The sequence below is a fragment of the Luteimonas sp. TWI662 genome (genome assembly GCF_039673825.1).
Classification (GTDB): Bacteria; Pseudomonadota; Gammaproteobacteria; order Xanthomonadales; family Xanthomonadaceae; genus Luteimonas.
The window spans coordinates 21991-42314 of the sequence record NZ_JBDJMI010000026.1; the positions used below are offsets into that span (position 1 = coordinate 21991).

A 20324-nucleotide genomic window follows, 5' to 3' on the forward strand; every position below is an offset into this window, starting at 1 on the left:
CCTGGTGCGAAGAACTCATGGTGGACTGGTTTCCCTTGGCTGGAGTTGCGGCGCGTCCGGAAATTCGGTCTCAAGACGCCGCATGAGTCGATCGGCGGCGGCTCCGTCGCCGAGCCCCTGTTCGATGCGGGCCGCCAGTTGCAATGCTGCCGCAGTTGCGGGGGCCACGGCAAGCCGTCGTTGCGAAAAAGCGCGCGCATCGAACCATCGCCCCTGCCCGGCGAGCAGCCGGGCCATGGCATCGAGCGCCACCGCGCTCGTAGGCTCGAGCTCGAGCGCGGCGCGCAGGTCGCGTTCTGCACGCACGGCATCGCCGGCATCCAGTGCGCAGGCGCCGGCATTGGCCAGGGCGCCGACGCGGTCGCCGTAGTTCGGATCCTGCAGCGCCGCGTCGAACTGCGCCAGCGATTCGCCGGGCCGGCCGCTGCGGCACAGCCAGGCGCCGTAGTTGTTGAGGGTCGCACCGTGACCGGGCGCGCGCTCCACCGCGGCGCGGTAGTAGGCCCCGGCCTCCGCTTGGCGGCCCTGACGATCGCTGACCAGGGCCAGCAGGGTATTGGCGTCGGCCGCGGTCTGCTCGTTGCGCAGGGCCGACTTGGCCTGACGCTCGGCGCTGCGGTCGTCGCCCTGCTGGTAGGCGCGCACGCCCAGTGCCAGCTGCTCACGCGCAGCCTCGGCACGCCGGAACTCGGGCGTGCCGCCGATGTTGTAGGTCGGTCGCTCGACGTTCGACTTGACGAACCCCGAGCGCGAGCAGGCGGCAAGCGCCATGCCGAGCATCACCAGAACGACGGCCTCAGGCCACCGCATCGGCACCGTCGCCACCCTCGGCGCGCAGCCGCTTGAGGTGTTCGGCCTGGCGCCGAGTGCGGTCGGCGACCTGGCCCTTGAGCTGGCCGCAGGCCGCGTCGATGTCGTCGCCGCGGGTACGGCGGACCGGCGCGATCCGGCCCGATTCGTTGAGCAGCTTCTGGAACCGCCGGATCGCCGCATCGTCCGGGCGCTCGAAGCGAGTGCCCGGGAACGGGTTGAACGGGATCAGGTTGACCTTCGCCGCGTCCTTCATCTGCAGGCGATTGTCGAACTCGCGCATCAGCCGCACCAGCTCGCGCGCATGCTGGGGCTGGTCGTTGACGTCGCGCATCAGCGTGTACTCGAACGTCACCGACTCGCCGCGCTTGCGCTGGGCGTAGCGCACGCACGATTCCATCAGCTCGGCGATCGGGTACTTCTTGTTGAGCGGCACCAGCTCACTGCGCAGCGCGTCGTTGGGCGCGTGCAGCGAGACCGCCAGCGACACGTCGCTGACCTCGCCGAGCTTGTCGATCATCGGCACCATGCCGGCGGTCGACAGGGTGACGCGCTTGTTGGCCAGGCCGTAGCCCAGGTCGTCGCGCATGATGCTCATCGCGCGCACGACATTGTCGAAATTCATCAGCGGCTCGCCCATGCCCATCATGACCACGTTGGTAAGGCGGCGCTGCTTGTGCGGCACGTTGCCCAGGTGACGGGCGGCCACCCAGACCTGGCCGATGATCTCGGCGGTCGACAGGTTGCGGTTGAAGCCCTGGGTCGCGGTGGAACAGAACTGGCAGTTGAGCGCGCAGCCCACCTGCGACGACACGCACAGCGTGCCGCGTCCCTTGTCGGGGATGTAGACGGTCTCGATCGCGTTCAGGCCGTCCATCGCCAGCAACCACTTGTGGGTGCCGTCGGTGGAGGGCTTTTCGAACTGGATCTGCGGCACGCGGACTTCGGCGTGCGCCTCGAGCTTGGCGCGCAGCCCCTTGCCCAGATCCGTCATTTCGTTGAAATCGGTGACGTAGCGGTGGTGGATCCACTTCATCACCTGATGGGCACGGAAGCGCTTTTCGCCGAGGATCTCGGCGAAAAAGCGCTCCAGCCCCTCGCGATCGAGGTCGAGCAGGTTCTGCTTGGCGACGGCAACGTCGATGGCGACCCCGGTCACGATGGCATCACTCAGCGCGAGACGACTTCGTCGTTCTTGAAGAAGTACGCGATCTCGGTCTTCGCGTTATCCACCGAATCCGAGCCGTGGGCGGCATTGGCGTCGATCGAGTCGGCGAAGTCGGCGCGGATCGTGCCCGGCGCGGCGTCCTTCGGGTTGGTGGCGCCCAGCAGCTCGCGGTGCAGGGCCACGGCGTTCTCGCCCTCCAGGGCTTGGATCATCACCGGGCCGGAGGTCATGAACTCGACCAGCGCGTTGAAGAACGGACGCTCACGGTGGATCGCGTAGAAGCCTTCGGCCTCCTCGCGGGTCAGCTGCTTGTACTTGGCGGCCACGATCTTCAGGCCCGCCTTCTCGAAACGGCTGTAGATCTCACCGATGACGTTCTTGGCAACGGCATCGGGCTTGACGATGGACAGGGTGCGCTCGAGCGCCATCTGCGAATTCTCCGGACAATGGGGACGACCATCCCGGCGGGCTGGTCGAAGTTAGCATGGAAAAACCCGCGGCGGGGCGCGGGTTTAGCCGATACGGCTGCAGTGATTCTACCGCATTGCGGGGGAGTTCCGCAGCGCGTCGCAACGGTTGCGATCATTGACGCGTCAGGCCGGCGCGCTCTAGCATCAAACAAGCGTTTGATTCAGCGGAGTACGGATGAGCGGCACGCGACAGTTTTCCACCAAGGACAAGATCCTGGGCGCAGCCGAGGAGCTGTTCGCGGCCAATGGCTTCGCCGGCACATCGCTGCGGCAGGTCACCAGCCGCGCCGACGTCAACATCGCCGCGGTCAACTACCACTTCGGCAGCAAGGAGAACCTCGTCAACGAGGTGTTCCGCCGGCGCATGGACCAGATGAGCGCGCAGCGCCTGGCCCAGTTGCGTCGGGCGCTGGCCGAGCAGCCCGGCCAGATCGAGCCGATCATCGCCGCGTTCGTCGATCCGGCGCTGGACATGGCGATCGGCCGCAACGGCAGCGGCGGGTTCGTGCGGGTGATCGCACGCGCCTATGTCGAGAAGAACGACGCGCTGCGCAAGTTCCTGTCCGAGCAGTACGGCCACGTGCCGCGGGAGTTCGCCTCGGCCCTGGCCGCCTGCCTGCCGGGATTGGGCAAGGCCGAGCTCTACGGCCGGCTGGATTTCCTGGCCGGCGCGCTGACCTACGCGATGGCCGATTTCGGCTTGATCAAACGGCCCCATGGCACCACCGAGGCCGAACACCGCACCCGGATCGCCGGCGAACTGATCCGCTTCTCCGCCGCCGGTTTCCGCGCCTGACCCCACGCCGGGCTCGACCCGGCCCTTATCGAACAAAGGGATGGAGCAAATGTCCGAGAAATTGCTTGTACGTCGCGCCGCGGTCCTGGGCGCCGGGGTCATGGGGGCGCAGATCGCCGCCCACTTGACCAATGCCGGCATCGACACGGTGCTGTTCGACCTGCCGGCCAAGGACGGCGACCCGGACGGCATCGTCCGCAAGGCACTGGCGAACCTGGGCAAGCTCAGCCCTGCCCCGCTGGCCTCGCGCGCGCTGGCCGAGGCCATCGTGCCGGCCAATTACGACACCGGCTTGGCGCTGCTCGAACAGTGCGACCTGATCATCGAGGCGATCGCCGAGCGGATGGACTGGAAGCAGGACCTGTACCGCAAGATCGCCCCGCACGTGCCGGCACACACCGTGCTCGCCAGTAATACATCTGGCCTGGGAATCAATAAGTTGGCGGAAGTTCTTCCAGAAGAACTTCGCCATCGCTTCTGCGGCGTCCATTTCTTCAACCCGCCGCGCTACATGCATCTGGCCGAGCTGATCCCGGCCAAGACCACCGACAAGGCGGTGCTCGAGGGGCTGGAAACCTTCCTGACCACGCAGCTCGGCAAGGGCGTGGTCTACGCCAAGGACACCCCCAACTTCATCGGCAACCGGATCGGCGTGTTCTCGATCCTGTCGACGATCCACCACACCCAGGAATCCGGGCTGGGCTTCGACGAGGTCGACGCGCTGACCGGCCCCCTGCTCGGCCGACCCAAGTCGGCGACCTACCGCACCTCCGACGTGGTCGGGCTCGACACCATGGCCCACGTCATCAAGACGATGGCCGATACCCTGCCCGACGATCCGTGGCACGACTACTTCGCCACGCCCAAGTGGCTGTCGGCGCTGATCGACAAGGGCGCGCTCGGCCAGAAGGCCGGGGCCGGCATCTTCCGCAAGGCCGGCAAGGACATCACCGTGCTCGACCTTGCGGCGCAGGACTACCGCCTGGCCGATCGCAAGGCCGCCGACGAGGTCGTGGAGATTCTCAAGACCCGCGACCCGGCCGAGCGCATGGCCAAGCTGCGCGGCAGTGAGCACCCGCAAGCGCAATTCGTCTGGGCGATCCTGCGCGACCTGTTCCATTACAGCGCCGTGCACCTGGAAGACATCGCCCAGACCGCGCGCGATGTGGATCTGGCGATCCGCTGGGGCTACGGCTGGCAGCAGGGGCCGTTCGAGCTGTGGCAGGCGGCGGGCTGGAAGCAGGTCGCCGACTGGATCGCCGAGGACATCGTCGCCGGCAAGACCATGAGCAGCGCGCCGCTGCCCGACTGGGTGTTCGACGGCCGCGAGGGCGTGCACGCGGCCGAGGGCAGCTACAGCCCGTCCCAGAACGCCAAGCTGCCGCGCTCCTCGCTGCCGGTCTACCGTCGCCAGCGCTTCCCCGACCCGCTGCTCGGCGAGCGCTTCGACCAGGGCGAGACCCGCTTCGAGAACGACGGCATCCGGCTGTGGAGCGATGGCGACGACATCGGCGTGATCAGCTTCAAGACCAAGATGCACACCGTCTCCGACCAGGTGCTCGACGGCATCCAGGAGGCGATCGGCATCGCCGAGCAGGACTTCAAGGGCTTGGTGATCTGGCAACCCAAGGAGCCGTTCTCCGCCGGTGCCGACCTCGCCGGCGCGCTGGGCCTGCTGCAGGCCGGCAAGGTCGACGCGTTCGAGGCGATGGTCGCCAATTTCCAGGCAACCAGCCAGCGCATCAAGTACTCGCTGGTGCCGGTGGTCTCGGCGGTACGCGGCCTGGCGCTGGGCGGCGGCTGCGAGTTCCAGATGCACAGCGCCCGCACGGTCGCGCACCTGGAGAGCTACATCGGCCTGGTCGAGGCCGGCGTCGGTCTGCTGCCGGCCGGTGGTGGCCTCAAGGAGCTGGCGGTGCGCGCGTCGAACGCCGCCGGCCCGGGGGGCGACGTGTTCGCCGAGCTCAAGAAGACCTTCGAGACCGTCGCGATGGCCAAGGTCTCGACCTCGGCCGTCCACGCCAAGGAACTGGGGCTGCTGCGCGCCGACGACGTGGTGACGTTCAATGCCTACGAGTTGCTGCACATCGCCCGCCAGCAGGCGGCCGCATTGGCCGAGTCGGGTTACCGCCCGCCCCTGCCCGCGCGCGCGATCCGTGTCGCCGGCGATGTCGGCATCGCAACCTTCAAGATGCTGCTGGTCAACATGCTCGAAGGTCGCTTCGTGAGCCCGTACGACTACGAGATCGCCGAGCGCATCGCGACCGTGCTGTGCGGCGGCGATGTCGATCGCAATGCGCTGGTCGACGAGGACTGGCTGATCCGCCTGGAGCGCCAGCACTTCGTCGAGCTGGCGCAGCAGGAGAACACCCAGGCCCGCATCGCGCACATGCTCAAGACGGGCAAGCCGCTCAGGAACTGAGGTTCGCGCGCGGCCCGCACGTCGGGCCGCGCCGTCTCCCCGTCCCGAACCTCGACATCGCATTCCGGAGTTTCCAATGACCAAGCAGATCCAGGACGCCTACATCGTCGCTGCCACCCGCACCCCGGTGGGCAAGGCGCCCAAGGGCGTGTTCCGCAACACCCGCCCCGATGACATGCTCGCCCACGTGCTCAAGGCCGTCGTCGCGCAGGCGCCGGGCATCGATCCGGGCCGCATCGACGATGCGATCATCGGCTGCGCGATGCCCGAGGGCGAGCAAGGCATGAACGTGGCGCGCATCGGCGTGCTGCTGGCCGGCCTGCCCGACACGGTCGCCGCACAGACCGTCAACCGCTTCTGCTCCTCGGGCCTGCAGGCCGTGGCGCTGGCCGCCAACGAGATCCGGCTGGGCAACGCCGACCTGATGCTCGCCGGCGGCACCGAGAGCATGAGCATGGTGCCGATGATGGGCAACAAGGTCGCGCTGTCGCCCAGCGTGTTCAAGGACGACCATGTCGCGATCGCCTATGGCATGGGCATCACCGCCGAGAAGGTCGCCGAGGAATGGAAGGTCTCGCGCGAGGATCAGGACGCGTTCGCGCTGGCCTCGCACCAGAAGGCGATCGCCGCAATCCAGGCCGGCGAGTTCAAGGATGAGATCAGCCCTTACGAGATCCTCTCCCATCAGCCCGATCTGGCCGGCCACACCGTGCAGCTGAAGAAGCGGCTGGTGGACACCGACGAGGGGCCGCGTCCGGATTCGTCGATCGAAGGGCTCGCCAAACTCAAGCCGGTGTTCCGCAAAGGCCAGTTCGGCGGTTCGGTGACCGCCGGCAACAGCTCGCAGACGAGCGATGGTGCGGCCGGCATCCTGCTCGCGTCCGAGCGCGCGGTGAACGAGCACGGCCTCAAGCCGCTGGCCCGCTTCGTCAGCTTCGCGGTCGCCGGCGTGCGGCCCGAGGTCATGGGCATCGGGCCGATCGCGGCGATTCCCAAGGCACTGGCACAGGCCGGGCTGACGCTCGACGACATCGACTGGATCGAGCTCAACGAGGCGTTCGCCGCGCAGGCGCTGGCGGTGATCCGCGACAGCAAGCTGGACCCGGACAAGGTCAATCCGCTGGGCGGCGCGATCGCGCTGGGCCATCCGCTGGGCGCGACGGGCGCGATCCGCACCGCGACGATCGTGCACGGCATGCGTCGCCGCAAGAAGCGCTACGGTCTGGTGACGATGTGCATCGGCACCGGCATGGGCGCGGCCGGCGTGATCGAGGCGCTGTAACGCGCCACGGCATGCGGCGCGGCCTCCGATCACGAGGCCGCGGCTGCAGGGTGAATGCCGATCGCCCCGGTCAGCATGCGGATCGACGACGAAAAAAAGCCCCGGCATGCCGGGGCTTTTCTCTGGGCAAGATCGCGTGCGATCAGCCTTGCAGCGGCACCACGCGGACCTCGACGCGGCGGTTGGCCGCCCGGCCCTGCTCGGTGCTGTTGTCGGCGATCGGACGGGTCTTGCCGAAACCGACGATCTCGAAGCGCTGGCGCAGCAGGCCCTGGCCGATCAGGTAGTTGCCGACCGCGTTGGCGCGCTGCTCCGAGAGCCGCTGATTGACCGCATCGCTGCCGACGCTGTCGGTGTGGCCGGAGATCTCGACGATGGTCTTGTCGTACTCGGCCAGCGTGCGTGCGACGTTGTTGAGCGCGGGGTAGAACTGGGCCTTGAGGTCGGCCTTGCCGAAGTCGAAGGTCACGCCGTCGGGCAGGTTGAGCTTGATGACGTCGCCTTCGCGATCGACCTGGATGCCCGTGCCCTGGGTCTGGCGACGCAGTTCGGCTTCCTGACGGTCCTGGTAGGCACCGATCGCGCCACCGGCGAGGCCGCCGACACCGGCACCCACCAGCGCGCGCTGGCGGCGCTCGGTCGCGTCCGAGCCGCTGAGCAGGCCAGCGACTGCGCCGATGCCGGCGCCGATCAGGGCGTTGTTGCGGGTGCGGTTCGGATCGTCGGGCGCGTTGGTCTGGCCGGTGTAGCTGGCGCAGCTGCTCAACAACAGGACGCCGGCGATGGCGGTGGTCAGGCCTGCGGTGCTCAGTTTGCGCATGTCTTGGATCTCCTTGGGTCCGGACGCGAATGTCCGCGGATGAAGTGGGCGGGAGCGAAATTACCCGTTGGCTGATGCAAATAGGGTGACGGCTGCCGCTGCGGCCAAGGCCTGTTCAGTTTCGCGCGTTTCACGCCACACAGAAAGAATGCCACCCGGCCAGACGCTCAACGCGACGCGCGATAGGCAGCAAGCGCCGCTTCCCGCCCTGCGTCCAGGTCCACCATCGGCTTGCGCGGATAGCGGGGTGCGATGGCCGCCAGGCGGTCGGGCTCGGTCCAGGGCGCGAACAGCAAGGGCACCGGGACGTCGGCCAGTTCGGGCAGCCAACGCCGGATGTAGCGGCCGTCCGGGTCGAAGCGCTGTGCCTGCGAGACCGGATTGAAGATCCGAAAGTACGGCGAGGCATCGGCGCCGGTGCCGCCGATCCATTGCCAGCCGAGCGTGTTGTTGGCCAGGTCCGCGTCCACCAGCGTGTCCCAGAACCAGCGTGCGCCTTCGCGCCAATGGACGCGCATGTGCTTGCACAGCCAACTGCCCACGATCAGCCGCACGCGGTTGTGCATCCAGCCGGTGTGCCAGAGCTCGCGCATGCCGGCATCGACGATCGGCACGCCGGTCCGGCCCTGCTGCCAGGCCTCGAGGCGTCCGGCATCGGGCCGCGCCCAGCGGAAGCGCGCGAAGCGCGGGTTGAGATCGCGATCGATGCTGTCGGGGAAGTGGTGCATCAGGTGATGGGCGAACTCGCGCCAGCCGAGCTGCCGGATGTAGGCGTCGATCTGCGGCGCGGTGGCGGCGCGCCGCTCCGCCTCGAGCGCGGCGACGATCCGCCACGGCGCGATCTCGCCGGCATGCAGATGCGGCGACAAGCGCGAGGTGCCGATCTGGTCGGGACGGTCGCGGCCACTGGCGTAGTCGCGCAGGGCACCGTCGACGAAGACCTCCAACGCTTCCCGTGCGCCGTCCTCGCCCGGCGTCCACGTCGACCAGAAGCCGGCCGACCAGTCGGGTGCGGGCGCGAGCTTGAGATCGGCGAGCGCGACCCCGTTGGGCCCGCTCTCGACCGCCGGCAGCAACGGCGGCGGCGACCAGGTCGCGCGCGCCTGCCAACTCGACAGGGCCTTGCGCCAGAACGGCGTGAACACCTTGTATGGGCCGCCTTGTCCGGTCTGCAATGCCCACGGTTCGAACAGCAGCGCGCCGTCGTGGCTCTCGGCACGCACGCCGTCGTCGCGCAGCGTCCGCTTGATCCGAGTGTCGCGTTGTTCGATCGCCGGCTCATAGCGGCGGTTCCAGAACACCGCCTCTGCGTCGCAGGTCTCCACCAGCGTGCGCAGGGTCGGCAATGTCGGGCCATGAAACAGCCGCAAGCGCGCACCATGGCGGCGCAGCGCCTGATCGAGCGCGGCCAGGGCGCGATGGCGCCAGACGTTGGAGGCCGCACCCGGCGCCCAATCGCCCTCCTCGTCGGGGGCGTGGATATAGACACACACCGGCGCCAGGCCGGCCTGGAGTGCGGCATGCAGCGCAGGGTTGTCGTCGAGCCGAAGATCGTTGCGGAACCAGACGATCGCGTTCGCCATGCGCTCCTCCTCGCGCGTCGCCGGCAAGCCTAGCCGACCGCGATGATGGCGGCGAGAAGGCCGCCACATCCCCTTCGCGCGCTTTTGCTTCACACTATTGCGTTCTGGCCCGCCCAGCGCGCCGCCCGTTTCCCGACTGCCCCGCTCGTGACCGATTCGCCCTTCCCGCTCGAAGCCTCGCCCGAACAGGCGCAACGCGCCATTGCCGACGAATTCGCCTTCTTCAGCGATTGGTCGGAACGCTACCAGTACCTGATCGACCTCGGCCGCAAGTTGCCGCCGCTCCCCGACAGCGACAAGACCGAGACCAACCGCCTGCTTGGCTGCCAGTCGATGGTCTGGATCGTGGCGTCGGGCGATGCGGATCGTCTGGACTTCGCCGCGGCCAGCGACTCGGCGATCGTCTCGGGGCTGATCTACCTGGCCTTGCGTGTGTATTCGGGCCGCAGCGCACGCGACATCGTGGACACCGACGCCAGTTACATCGCCGACATCGGCCTGGCCAAGCACCTCTCGCCCACCCGCAGCAACGGCCTGGCCGCCCTGCTCGCCTTCATCCGCGATCGCGCCCAGTCCGCACTGGCGTGAGCGCGTCGGACGACAAGTCGCCCGCCGACAGCCGGGCCGCACCGCTGCGCAATCCCGGCTTCCGTGCGTTGCTGGGCTATCGCATCCTGACGATCCTGTCCTACCAGATCGTCGCGGTCACCGTCGGCTGGCAGATCTATGCCGCGACCCAGAACCCGTGGATGCTCGGGCTGGTGGGGCTGGCCGAAGTGCTGCCCTACTTCTGCGTGGCGCCGTTCGCCGGTTACCTCGTCGACCACCTGCCCCGGCGCAAGCTGGGCATGGCGGCCGCTGCGGGCCTGGCGATCACGCCGGTGCTGCTCGCGCTGCTGTCGCTCGATGGGCTGGGCGGCAACGTCTGGCTGATCTACCTGCCGATCATGCTGACCGGCATGGTGCGCGCCTTCCTGGGGACGGTCTACAACGCGCTGTTTGCGCGCGTGCTGCCGCGCGACCAGTTCGCGCGTGGCGCCAGCCTGGGCAGCATCGCCTTCCAGAGTGCGGTGGTCGTGGGGCCGGCCATCGGCGGATTCGTCGTCGGCTGGGCCGGTGAAGCCAGCGCCTATGCCCTGGCCTCGGTGCTGGCGCTGGGGGTGATCGTGTTCCTGGCGCGGATGCGCGTCACCGAGCCCCCGCGCATGCTGCAACGCGCGCCGATCTTCGCCAGTATCGCCGAGGGTGCGCGCTTCGTGTTCGGCCACCAGATTCTGCTCGGCGCGCTGGCCCTGGACATGTTCGCGGTGCTGTTCGGCGGTGCGATCTCGCTGGCGCCGGCCTTCATCCACGACATCCTGCATTGGGGCCCGGAGGGCCTGGGCATCCTGCGCGGCGCGCCGGCGCTGGGCTCGGTGGCGATGGGCATCTGGCTGGCCCGCCATCCCGTCCAACGCAATGCCGGCCGCTTCCTGTTGCTGGCCGTCGGCGGCTTCGGCCTGTGCATGATCGGCTTCGGCCTGTCGACCGCGTTCTGGCTGTCGGCGTTCTTCCTGCTGCTGTCGGGCATGTGCGACGGCGTGTCGGTGGTCATGCGCTCGACGATCATGCAGTTGGCGACGCCCGACCACATGCGCGGCCGGGTGTCGTCGATCAACGGCCTGTTCGTCGGCTCATCCAACGAGATCGGCGCGTTCTACATGGGCTCGATGGCGCGCCTGCTCGGCCTGGTGCCGGCCGTCGTGCTCGGCGGCTTCATGACGATGGGCGTGGTCGCGACGACGGCCTGGAAGGCGCCGCGCCTGCGCCGCCTGGACCTGCGCGAGCTGCAGTGAACGCAGAACTGTGACGGGCTTCCGAGTCGCCCTGCGCGATCCCCGGAATACTCCGCCGAACACCTGACTGCCATCGCACGTCGTCCGCGCTCGGGATCGCGCGGATCTTCGCCAAGGACTCGGCCATGCGCGCATCCGTTCTGGTATCGATCGCCCTGCTCGTCGCCTGTGCGCTCGTCGTCGTGCTCGGCGTCCAGAACCGGCGGCTGCAGACGACGCTGACCGACCTCCAGACCGCACAACAGGCACCGCCGGTAGGCGCGTGGTGGCCGGCCCTCGACCTGCAGACCCTCGACGGGCGCACCGAGACGCTGGGCGGCGCGGGGCGGGCCCAGGTCATCTATGTCTTCGACACCGGCTGCCCGGCCTGCAAGGCATCGGTACCGGCGGTGCGGGAGATCGCACGTCAGCTGCACGACGGTCCACGTGCCATTCCGCTCGTGGGCATCGGCGGCGGACGCAACGTGGCGGCCTACCCGGAAGACGCCGCGTTCGACTTCCCCGTATTTCCGCAATCGGAAAAACTGGTGTCGCTGCTTGGTCTGCAGCAGGTACCGCTGCTCGTCGCGGTCGATCACGATGGACGCGTGGTCTTCTCGCATGCCGGGCCTTTGAACAAGGACGTCGTGGCATCCCTTATGACCGGCATACGCGGCCTGGATGCCGTCTCGGTCGGTTCCATCCAAGGAGAAGGCAGATGAAGAAGGTCACGGGCAAGATGAAGAGTGCGCTGGTCGCGTTGGCGATCGTCGGATCCCTCGGATTCGGGGCCGCCCAGGCGTTCCAGTCCAGCGCCGCGGGGAGCCGGTGCACAGATCCCGAAACCGGCTGTCCATGCAAGCCCGGTTGTCGCTACGGTGGCGGCCGCATTGGTTGCTGCCTGATTCCCTGACGGGCACGCAACAAAAAAGCCGGTCGAATCGACCGGCTTTTTTAGGAGTGATCGAGGAAAAACCGTCAATCCCCCATCTGCTTCTGCAGATGTTCCCAACGTTCCTGCTCGTCGATCGTGCGCTCGGCGGTGAGGCGCGCCTCGAGACGGTCCAGACCGATCTCCTCGCCCGAGTCCACGCTGTAGCCGTACTCGCCCGAGTCCACACGCTTGAGCGTGCTGTCGATCTTGCCGATCAGCTTGCGGTAGCGATCGCGCGTGCGAAGCTCGAGCGAGTTCTCGGTCTCCCGGGTTGCACGTTCCGCCTCGTCGCCGACGTCGCGGACTTCGTCCTTGAGGTTCTCGATCGTCTGCTTGGATTCCTCGACCAGGTCCGCGCGCCACTGCAGCAGGCGCTGACGGAAATATTCGAGTTGCAACGGACTCATGTACTCCTCGTCGGCGGAGGGCTTGTAGCCCGCCGGGAGGATGGGACGACCTGTCTCTTCATCGGTCTTGTACTGCACGACCTTCACCTTCGTTCTGGGCGCCGGCTCCGGCTGGCGCGCCACGACCGCGACGGCGACCTTGCCGGCCGGACGCGGACGTGTTGTGGGAGTGGAAGCCGGCACCGGCTTGGGTGCGGCGGTTTTCGCCGGTGCCGGCGTCGCCTTCGCGGACGCGGCCTCCGGTTTGGCGACGGGCTTGTCGATGACCGACTTCGCCGGTGCCGCCTTCTTGGCGACGGACTTGGCGGCTGCCATCGGAACGGCGGCCTTCGAGCTCGTCGCCGGCTTCGGCGCTACGGTCTTCTTGACCGGAGCGGCCTTGGCGATCTTCTTGGCGGGCGTCTTCGACGGCGCCGCCTTCTTGGCAGGCGTCTTGGCGGCCGGCGTTTTCTTGGTCGCCGGCTTGGCCACTGCCTTGTTGACCGCGGCCTTCTTGGCGACGGCCTTCTTGGTCACGGGCGCAGACTTGGCTGCCTTCTTGACGGCCGCGGCCTTCTTGGCGGGGGCAGACTTCTTCGTCGCGGCCTTGGCGGGCGCCTTGGCTGCGGGCTTGACGGCCTTCTTGACGGCCTTTTTTACGGGTTTCTTGGCTGCCACGAGCTGCGATCCTTGTCATTCCCTTGGACGGGGAAGCGGGCTGTTATACCCTGCAAACCCTGCAGCGGCAACCGAACCGGCCGCCGCATTCATCGCCTCTGCCGACTTGCCGTGATCGAGCGTCTTCTCATCGCCCTGCTCCAGGGCTACAAGCGGTTCGTCAGTCCGTTGCTCGGCCAGCGTTGCCGCTTCCATCCCAGTTGCTCGCAGTACGCCATGATCGCCATCGCCCGGTTCGGCGCATGGCGCGGCGGCTGGCTGGCGCTGCGCCGGCTCTCGCGCTGCCATCCCCTTCATCCCGGCGGGCACGATCCGGTGCCGATGCCCGAAATGGACCCCAAGCCATGACCCAGACCCTGATCCGCAACGCCCGCCTGGTCAACGAAGGCCGCATCGTCGAGGGCGATCTACGCATCGGCGCCGACGGCCGCATCGCCACGATCGGCGGCGACCTGCCCGCCCGCGAGGGCGAGCGCGTGGTCGACGCCGCCGGGCGCTGGCTGTTGCCGGGCATGATCGATGATCAGGTGCACTTCCGCGAGCCGGGCCTGGAGCACAAGGCCGACATCGCCAGCGAGTCGGGCGCCGCGGTCGCCGGCGGCCTGACCAGCTTCATGGACATGCCCAACACCAGCCCGCCGACATTGAATGCGGCCGCGCTGCAGGACAAGTACGACCGTGCCGCCGGTCGTGCGCGCGCGAACTATGGCTTCTATATGGGCGCAAGCAACGACAACCTCGACCATGTACGACGGATCGATCCGCTGACCACGCCGGGCGTCAAGGTGTTCATGGGGGCCTCGACCGGCAACATGCTGGTCGACGATCCCGACACCCTCGACGGCATCTTCCGCGAGACGCCGGTGCCGATCATCACCCACTGCGAGGACACGCCGACGATCGATGCGATCCAGCGCGAGTATGTGGCCAAGTACGGCGACGACATCCCGGCGCAGTGCCACCCCGACATCCGTTCGCGCGAGGCCTGCATCAAATCGACGCGGTTGGCGCTGGCGCTGGCACGTCGCCACGACACCCGGCTGCACGTGCTGCACATCTCCACCGCCGAGGAACTGGCGCTGTTCGAGGCCGGGCCGCTGGTGGATGTGGACGGACGTCTGCGCAAGCGCATCACCGCCGAGACCTGCATCCATTTCCTGCGTTTCGACCGTGCCGACTACGCGCGCCTGGGGCATTTGATCAAATGCAACCCGGCAATCAAGGACGCCTCCGATCGCAGCGCACTGCTGGCGGCACTGGCCGACGACGTCATCGATGTGCTTGCCACCGACCATGCGCCGCACACGCTGGCCGAGAAGCACAACCCTTACACCCGTGCACCGAGCGGGCTGCCGCTGGTGCAGTTCGCGCTGGTCGCCGCGCTCGAATGCGTCCACGAGGGGCATTTCGACATCACCCGCGTGGTGCAGAAGTTCGCACACGCACCGGCGCAATTGTTCGACGTCGCCGAGCGCGGCTTCCTGCGCGAGGGCTATTTCGCCGACCTGGTGCTGGTGGAGGACACGCCGTTCACCGTGCAGCGCGAGCAGGTGCTGTCCAAATGCGGCTGGTCGCCGTTCGAGGGCACGACGTTCCGCTCGAGGATCGCGTCGACCTGGGTCAATGGCCAGTTGGCCTGGGACGGCACGCAACTGGTGGGCGATCCGGCCGGCCAGCGCCTGGCCTTCGCGCGCTGAGCGCGGGGACCAGGCCACCGCAGCTTCATGCACGTCCGCCTATCCTACCCGCCCCTTTCGCTGCACTGCGCCCGCTGATGCCGACACGTTTCGTACTGCTGCTGGCCTGCGCCTTGTTCGCGCTGCCGCTCGCCGCCCAGGATACCGATGCGCTGCGCTTTCCCGAGCGCGTCCAGCAAGGCAGCCTGGTCGTGGGCAAGGTACCGGCGGGCAGCCAGGTGCGCTATCGCGACCGCGCGCTGCGCGTCAGCGGCTACGGAACGGTGGCGCTGGGCATCGGCCGCGACGAGGTCGGCCCCGTCCAGGTGCAGGTCGTCGACCCGGACGGCCGCGAACAGGTCGCGACGATTGCGATCGCGCCACGCGACTGGCCGATCGAACGCGTCAATGGCGTGCCGCCAGCCACCGTCAACCCGCCGCCGGCGATCGCCGAACGCATCCGCCGCGAGCAGGCGCAGGTCACGCAGGCGCGAACGCGCGACGACGCGCGCGTCGACTTCGGCGGTCGCTTCCTGCGCCCGGTCGAGGGGCGGATCAGCGGGCGCTTCGGGCGTGCCCGTTCGTACAACGGGCAACCCGGTTCACCGCACTCGGGCATGGACATCGCCGCACCGACCGGCACGCCGGTCAAGGCGCCCGCCGCCGGCATCGTGACGTTCGCTGCGCCAGATCTGTATTTGACCGGCGGTACGCTGCTGCTCGACCACGGCCATGGCGTGAGCTCGAATTTCCTGCATCTCTCGCGGCTCGATGCCAAGGTCGGCGACCGCGTCGAACAGGGCCAGGTGATCGGCGCGGTCGGTGCGACCGGGCGTGCGACGGGGCCGCATTTGCATTGGGGGATGAATTGGCTCGACGTCCGGATCGATCCCCAACTGGTGTTGGAACGCTGAGGGTAGTTGCCCACGTCGTTCGCCCTCCCCCCGCGCGGCGGCGCGTTTGTCAGGGTCGGTACGTTGTGATCATGGAGGCGCGGTTCGATGTTCGGATCGATCCCCAGCTGGTGTTGGAACGCTGAGGGCAGTTGCCCACGTCGTTCGCCCTCCCCACGCGCGGCGGCGCGTTCGTCAGGGTCGGCACGTTGTGATCATGGAGGCGCGGTTCGATGTTCGGATCGATCCCCAACTGGTGTTGGAACGCTGAGGGTAGTTGCCCACGTCGTTCGCCCTCCCCACGCGCGGCGGCGCGTTTGTCAGGGTCGGCACGTTGTGATCATGGGGGCGCGGTTCGACGTCCGGATTGATCCTCAATTGGTGTTCGAACGCTGAGGGTAGTTGCCCACGTCGTTCACCCTCCCCACGCGCGGCGGCGCGTTCGTCAGGGTCGGCGCGTAAATGGTCGCAGGCGCGCGCTTGGATAGACTGCTACGCACGATGGCCGCATCCCACATCCTCTTGCTGACTCTTCTCGCCGCCCCCACGGTCGCCGGGTGCGCGTCGAAGCCGCCCCTTCCGCGCTCTGTGACCGAGGCCGACGTCACCACGCCCCAGGGGCCTCGATTGGCGCAGCCAGGCGAAGAAGTGGCGGGGTCACGCGTGCGATTTCCTGCGTCCGTGGTCCGTGGCGCAAGGATGGAAGGTCGGGCGCCACCAGGCAGCACGATCCACGATGGCCATCGCGTGACGACGGTCGGTTCCGATGGTCGCGTCATCCTGCAGGCCCCCGACCGCAAAGGGGACTGGATGCTGCGGATCGACCGGCCTGGACAATCACGCAGCCTGACGGTCCGTGTTCGCCTCGTCGACGCGAACAACTGATCGACATGGGGTCTGCCCCATTTCCTTGCTCAGCATCCCGGCTAACATGGATGAACGCCAGCTGGATCGATCGCATGGCCAGCGACGTTCGTTCAGTCAACTTAGGGAAGCAGAATGACTCGAAGCAAGACCGTTACACCCTCACGCGACACGCGCATGGCGCGCTCGCGTCTCGCACTCGCCATTTCCTGCGGTGTACTGGCATTGGCCTCTCTGCCGGTTGCAGCACAGACGGCTTCGTCCGAAAGCAGGCCTTCCACGGTCGAGTCCGCGATTTCCCAGGCATTCTTCGATCGACAACCCGCTGCGGCCCAGGTACGGCCGGCGTTGTTCGCCGAGGGGTTCAGCGCGCGCTGGCGTCTGCGCGATACCGCACAGATCCAGCGTGCGCCGTCTGGCACCGGACACGCATCGATTGCCGCCGACACCCCGGCGCAGCCTGCGGATCCGACGTCGTGGGTCACCGAGGAGTTCCAGGCCGACTGGGGCCTGGAAGTCATCAACGCGCATCACGCCTATGCGCGCGGTCTCAGCGGCGCGGGCGTCCGCCTGGGCCTGCTGGACTCGGGCGCAGGTTTCGAGCATCCCGAGTTCGCGGGCAAGGATCATCGTGGCATCACGATGGCCGATGTGCTCGAGGACGGCTCGCTGTGCACCCAGACCGGGCTGCTCGATGGCCCGGACGCGTGCTTCTACTCCGAAGGCGACCAGGTCGCGGTGGAGGGCGAGTACTACGATCCGTCGCTCGCGCCGCTGTTCCCCAACCCAGCCAACGACTACCTCTGGGGCAATACGCTGCTGGCCTTCAACAGCCACGGCACGCATGTCGCCGGCACGATCGCAGCCAACCGCGACGGCAGCGGCATGCACGGCGTTGCCTGGGGTGCCGACCTGAGCTCCGCACGGCTTTTCAACGACAGCCTGACGATCGTCGACATCCCGTGCATCTTCTTCAACCAGTGCACCACGCTCTCGACATCGGCCGGTAGCGATGCGTTCGCCCAAATGTACGAGCAGGCGATCGACCACGGCGTGCGCGCGATGAACCACAGCTGGGGCTACACCTATGTCGCCAGCACGCCCGACGAAGCGCGCCAGTACCACGACCTGCTGATGAGCATCCCCTCGGTCGCAGCGACACTGGAAACGATGGCCGAGGCTTCGCGCACGTCGGGCATGCTGCAGGTCGTGGCGGCCGGCAACAGCGGCACCAATCCATCGCCCGAGGCAAGTCCACAGGCCACCGCGCCGGCATCGCTGCCTTCCATCTTCCCGGATATCGAGCAGTACTGGGTCAGCGTGGTCAATCTCAACGAGAGCGGCGTGCTGAGCGATCGTTCGATGAAATGCGGCATCACCGCGCAATGGTGCTTGGCCGCACCGGGCAGTCTGATCACCTCCACCGTCTACGACAACGATCTGCTCGAGGGCGGCTGGTTCGTCGACGAGGCCGGTAACCTGCGCTACGAGTTCTCCAGCCGCGAAGGCGTGCCCGGCTTCGCCGACTATTCGGGCACCTCGATGGCGGCACCGCACGTCACCGGCGCACTCGGCCTGCTGTTTGAGCGCTTCCCGTATCTCGAAGGCCATCAGATCCGCGACGTCATGCTGACCACCGCGACCGACCTGGGCGAGGAAGGCGTCGACGAGATCTACGGCTGGGGCCTGCTCAACCTGCAGAAGGCGATCGAAGGCTACGGCCAGTTGCGCGTCGACACCGACATCGTCATGGACCAGGCCGCAGGCGGCACCAAGGTCTGGGACGGCGACGCCTGGGACGACTGGACCAACGACATCGGCGGCCCCGGCCGGCTCGGGTTCCACTCCAATGCAGGCGGCTGGCTGCGCCTGTCGGGCGACAACAGCTTCAACGGCGCCACGGTGACCGGTGGTACGCTGGAACTGGCCGGCCGCAATGCGCTCGCCGACGACGTGCTCGTCCAGGGCGGTCGTCTGCTGATCGCCGAAGACGGGCGCCTGCAGGACACCGCGCTGACGGTGACCGGCGTGGTCGACGCCGATACCGGTGCGATCCTCGGACGCGGTGTCGCGGTCGTGAACGGCACGGTCGCGGGGGGTCAGACGCGCGTCGAGGCGCTGGGCACGCTGGGCGGCAGCGGCACCCTCGGCGACACCTGGGTCGCCGGCACGATCGCGCCCGGCAACTCGATCGGTACGCTCGTCGTCGACGGCGACTATGTGCAAACCGCCGACGCCACGCTGATCGCCGAACTGCAGCCGCCGGACTTGGCCGATCTGCTGTCGGTCACCGGCTCGGCCACGCTGTACGGTGGCACGCTCGTCGCCAGTCGCTTGCCCGGCACCTACCTGCTCGGCCAGCAGTACCGCATCGTCTCGGCGCAGGGTGGCGTGACCGGCACCTTCGACACCATCGACACCAGCGCGTTGTCGCCGTTCCTGTCGCTGTCGCTGCTGTACGGACCGAACGCCATCGATGTGGGCGTGACCCGCGGTGCGGCGCTCGCGACCGCCGCGCAGACCGGCAACCAGCGCGCCACTGCGGCGGCGCTCGATGCGCTGCCCGACGATCAGGGTCTGTTGGTCCCGCTGACGCAGCTTGGTGAGGCCGGCGCACGCAACGCGTTCGACCAGCTCTCGGGCGAGATCCATGCCAGCGCGCAGCAGATCCTGATCGACAGCGGTCGCCTGGTCCGCGATGCCGCCCTCGCTCGCGCCTCGGCCGGACACGACGGCTTCGGCGGGCAGCGCGACGCCGACGCCAACACCGGCGCCTGGGTCGAGGTGCATCGCCAGGGCGGCCGCGTCGGCGGCGATGGCAACACCGCGCGCGCGCAGTACAACGGGACGGCGGCCCTGGTCGGTATCGACCGTCAGTTCGACGGCGGCTGGCGCGTCGGCGCCTTCGGCGGCGTCGGCAGCACCGACTTCGACGTGCGCAGCCGCGCGTCGAAGGGCGATGCCGACACGCGCCATGTGGGTGTCTACGGCAGCCAGGCCTGGGACGGGCTGGGCCTGCGCGTGGGCTACACGTACGCGTGGCATGAGCTGGACGTCGAGCGCGACGTCGCGTTCGCCGGCTTCGCCGATGGCGTGCACGGCCGCTACGATGCGACCGCATGGCAGGCCTTCGCGGAACTGGGCTACCGCTTCGGCAACGAGCGCTGGGAACTCGAGCCGTACCTGCAGTACGCCCATGTCGAGCTCGACCACGACGGCTTCGCCGAGGACGGCGGCGCTGCGGCGCTGCGGGGCCGCGGCGGCGACACCCGCGTCGACCTGACCACGGCGGGCATGCGCTTCAACGTGAACCTGCGCGGCACCGCCCAGGACCAGAGCTGGTTGAGCCTGCGCGGCAACCTCGGCTATCGCTATGCCGGTGGCAACCAGGTGCACGACGCGCAGTTGTCGTTCGATGGCAGCCGCTGGTACGGGGTGACCAGCCCGTCGATCTCCGACGAGGCCACGCTGGTCGAGCTGAGCATTGCCGCTCGCACGTCGGCCAACAGCCTGCTGGAGATCGGCTACAGCGGCGCGTTGTCGGATGACGCGCGCGACCACGGCGCCAACGCCCGGTTCTCGCTGCAGTTCTGAGCCTGCCCGACAATCGGCACCTGAAAAAGGTTCTTCGCAGATTAGCGGGGAGTCCTTTGCCAGCCACCGTTACGCTTGATGCCTGATTCCAGGGCGCAAGGGTGAGGGGATGTTCGACCGGAAGACGATCAAGA

At 68.0% G+C, this 20324-nt stretch carries 18 protein-coding genes; 12 read left to right on the plus strand and 6 right to left on the minus strand.

Annotated elements, in window-relative coordinates; genetic code table 11:
- Positions 1-15: 15 nt before the first annotated feature.
- The 3 genes from pilW to ndk are packed head-to-tail and all read right to left on the minus strand — an operon-like array spanning position 16 to position 2406.
- A complete protein-coding gene (gene pilW, locus ABE488_RS15145) occupies positions 16-810 on the minus strand; it encodes a type IV pilus biogenesis/stability protein PilW (protein WP_346449213.1) in 795 nt (264 codons plus the stop codon).
- Positions 797-1984 carry a 23S rRNA (adenine(2503)-C(2))-methyltransferase RlmN gene (rlmN, locus tag ABE488_RS15150; protein WP_346444186.1) on the minus strand — a complete coding sequence of 396 codons (1188 nt, stop codon included), beginning with the start codon at positions 1982-1984 and terminating at the stop codon, positions 797-799. The genes pilW and rlmN overlap by 14 nt, the downstream gene beginning before the upstream one ends.
- On the minus strand, positions 1981-2406 hold the full coding sequence (gene ndk, locus ABE488_RS15155) for a nucleoside-diphosphate kinase (RefSeq protein ID WP_346444151.1): 426 nt from the start codon (positions 2404-2406) through the stop codon (positions 1981-1983). The genes rlmN and ndk overlap by 4 nt, the downstream gene beginning before the upstream one ends.
- Positions 2407-2623: 217 nt before the next feature.
- Between ndk and ABE488_RS15160 the strand changes: the two genes are divergently transcribed.
- The 3 genes from ABE488_RS15160 to ABE488_RS15170 all read left to right on the plus strand — a co-directional run bounded on the left by ABE488_RS15160 (position 2624) and on the right by ABE488_RS15170 (position 6948).
- Positions 2624-3244 carry a TetR/AcrR family transcriptional regulator gene (locus ABE488_RS15160; protein WP_241943384.1) on the plus strand — a complete coding sequence of 207 codons (621 nt, stop codon included), beginning with the start codon at positions 2624-2626 and terminating at the stop codon, positions 3242-3244.
- Positions 3245-3293: 49 nt separating this feature from the next.
- Entirely contained in the window at positions 3294-5666 is a 2373-nt protein-coding gene (locus ABE488_RS15165) for a 3-hydroxyacyl-CoA dehydrogenase/enoyl-CoA hydratase family protein (protein ID WP_346449214.1), read from the plus strand.
- A gap of 76 nt (positions 5667-5742) precedes the next feature.
- Positions 5743-6948, plus strand: coding sequence for an acetyl-CoA C-acyltransferase (locus tag ABE488_RS15170; RefSeq protein WP_346449215.1), 1206 nt, complete (start codon positions 5743-5745; stop codon positions 6946-6948).
- 142 nt (positions 6949-7090) lie between these two features.
- Here the strand turns inward: ABE488_RS15170 and ABE488_RS15175 are convergent, their stop codons facing one another.
- Together ABE488_RS15175 and ABE488_RS15180 are read right to left on the minus strand one after the other, a co-directional pair.
- Positions 7091-7768 (minus strand): OmpA family protein, encoded by a 678-nt coding sequence (locus ABE488_RS15175; RefSeq protein ID WP_346444146.1) that lies wholly within the window; start codon positions 7766-7768, stop codon positions 7091-7093.
- Between the two features lie 167 nt (positions 7769-7935).
- Positions 7936-9351 carry a deoxyribodipyrimidine photo-lyase gene (locus ABE488_RS15180; RefSeq protein WP_346449217.1) on the minus strand — a complete coding sequence of 472 codons (1416 nt, stop codon included), beginning with the start codon at positions 9349-9351 and terminating at the stop codon, positions 7936-7938.
- 147 nt (positions 9352-9498) lie between these two features.
- On the opposite strand from ABE488_RS15180, the gene ABE488_RS15185 reads away from it, so the two are divergent.
- The 4 genes from ABE488_RS15185 (at position 9499) to ABE488_RS15200 (ending at position 12078) form a co-directional block, all read left to right on the plus strand.
- Positions 9499-9939, plus strand: a complete 441-nt coding sequence (locus tag ABE488_RS15185) for a SufE family protein (RefSeq protein ID WP_346444144.1) — start codon at positions 9499-9501, stop codon at positions 9937-9939.
- The gene (locus ABE488_RS15190) at positions 9936-11186 is read left to right on the plus strand and encodes an MFS transporter (RefSeq protein ID WP_346449219.1); all 1251 of its coding nucleotides are present in this window, start codon (positions 9936-9938) and stop codon (positions 11184-11186) included. The genes ABE488_RS15185 and ABE488_RS15190 overlap by 4 nt, the downstream gene beginning before the upstream one ends.
- 125 nt (positions 11187-11311) lie before the next feature.
- Complete coding sequence (locus ABE488_RS15195) at positions 11312-11887, plus strand: TlpA disulfide reductase family protein (RefSeq protein WP_346449221.1); 576 nt, start codon at positions 11312-11314, stop codon at positions 11885-11887.
- Positions 11884-12078: a hypothetical protein gene (locus tag ABE488_RS15200; RefSeq protein ID WP_346449223.1), complete on the plus strand. Its 195-nt coding sequence runs from the start codon at positions 11884-11886 to the stop codon at positions 12076-12078. The genes ABE488_RS15195 and ABE488_RS15200 overlap by 4 nt, the downstream gene beginning before the upstream one ends.
- A 65-nt stretch (positions 12079-12143) precedes the next feature.
- On the opposite strand, the gene dksA is transcribed toward ABE488_RS15200, so the two are convergent.
- Positions 12144-13163 carry an RNA polymerase-binding protein DksA gene (gene dksA / locus ABE488_RS15205; protein ID WP_346449224.1) on the minus strand — a complete coding sequence of 340 codons (1020 nt, stop codon included), beginning with the start codon at positions 13161-13163 and terminating at the stop codon, positions 12144-12146.
- Positions 13164-13274: 111 nt separating this feature from the next.
- Here dksA and yidD point away from each other — a divergent pair, with 111 nt between their 5' ends.
- From yidD to ABE488_RS15230, 5 genes are all read left to right on the plus strand, one after another.
- Positions 13275-13511, plus strand: coding sequence for a membrane protein insertion efficiency factor YidD (gene yidD / locus ABE488_RS15210; RefSeq protein ID WP_183427079.1), 237 nt, complete (start codon positions 13275-13277; stop codon positions 13509-13511).
- A complete protein-coding gene (locus ABE488_RS15215; RefSeq protein WP_346449225.1) occupies positions 13508-14860 on the plus strand; it encodes a dihydroorotase in 1353 nt (450 codons plus the stop codon). Before yidD ends, ABE488_RS15215 begins: the two co-directional genes overlap by 4 nt.
- A gap of 77 nt (positions 14861-14937) precedes the next feature.
- Positions 14938-15753 carry a M23 family metallopeptidase gene (locus ABE488_RS15220; RefSeq protein WP_346449226.1) on the plus strand — a complete coding sequence of 272 codons (816 nt, stop codon included), beginning with the start codon at positions 14938-14940 and terminating at the stop codon, positions 15751-15753.
- A 480-nt stretch (positions 15754-16233) separates the two neighbouring features.
- Positions 16234-16617 (plus strand): hypothetical protein, encoded by a 384-nt coding sequence (locus tag ABE488_RS15225; RefSeq protein WP_346449228.1) that lies wholly within the window; start codon positions 16234-16236, stop codon positions 16615-16617.
- A gap of 156 nt (positions 16618-16773) precedes the next feature.
- A complete protein-coding gene (locus ABE488_RS15230) occupies positions 16774-20190 on the plus strand; it encodes an autotransporter domain-containing protein (protein ID WP_346449229.1) in 3417 nt (1138 codons plus the stop codon).
- The last annotated feature ends 134 nt before the right edge of the window (positions 20191-20324 follow it).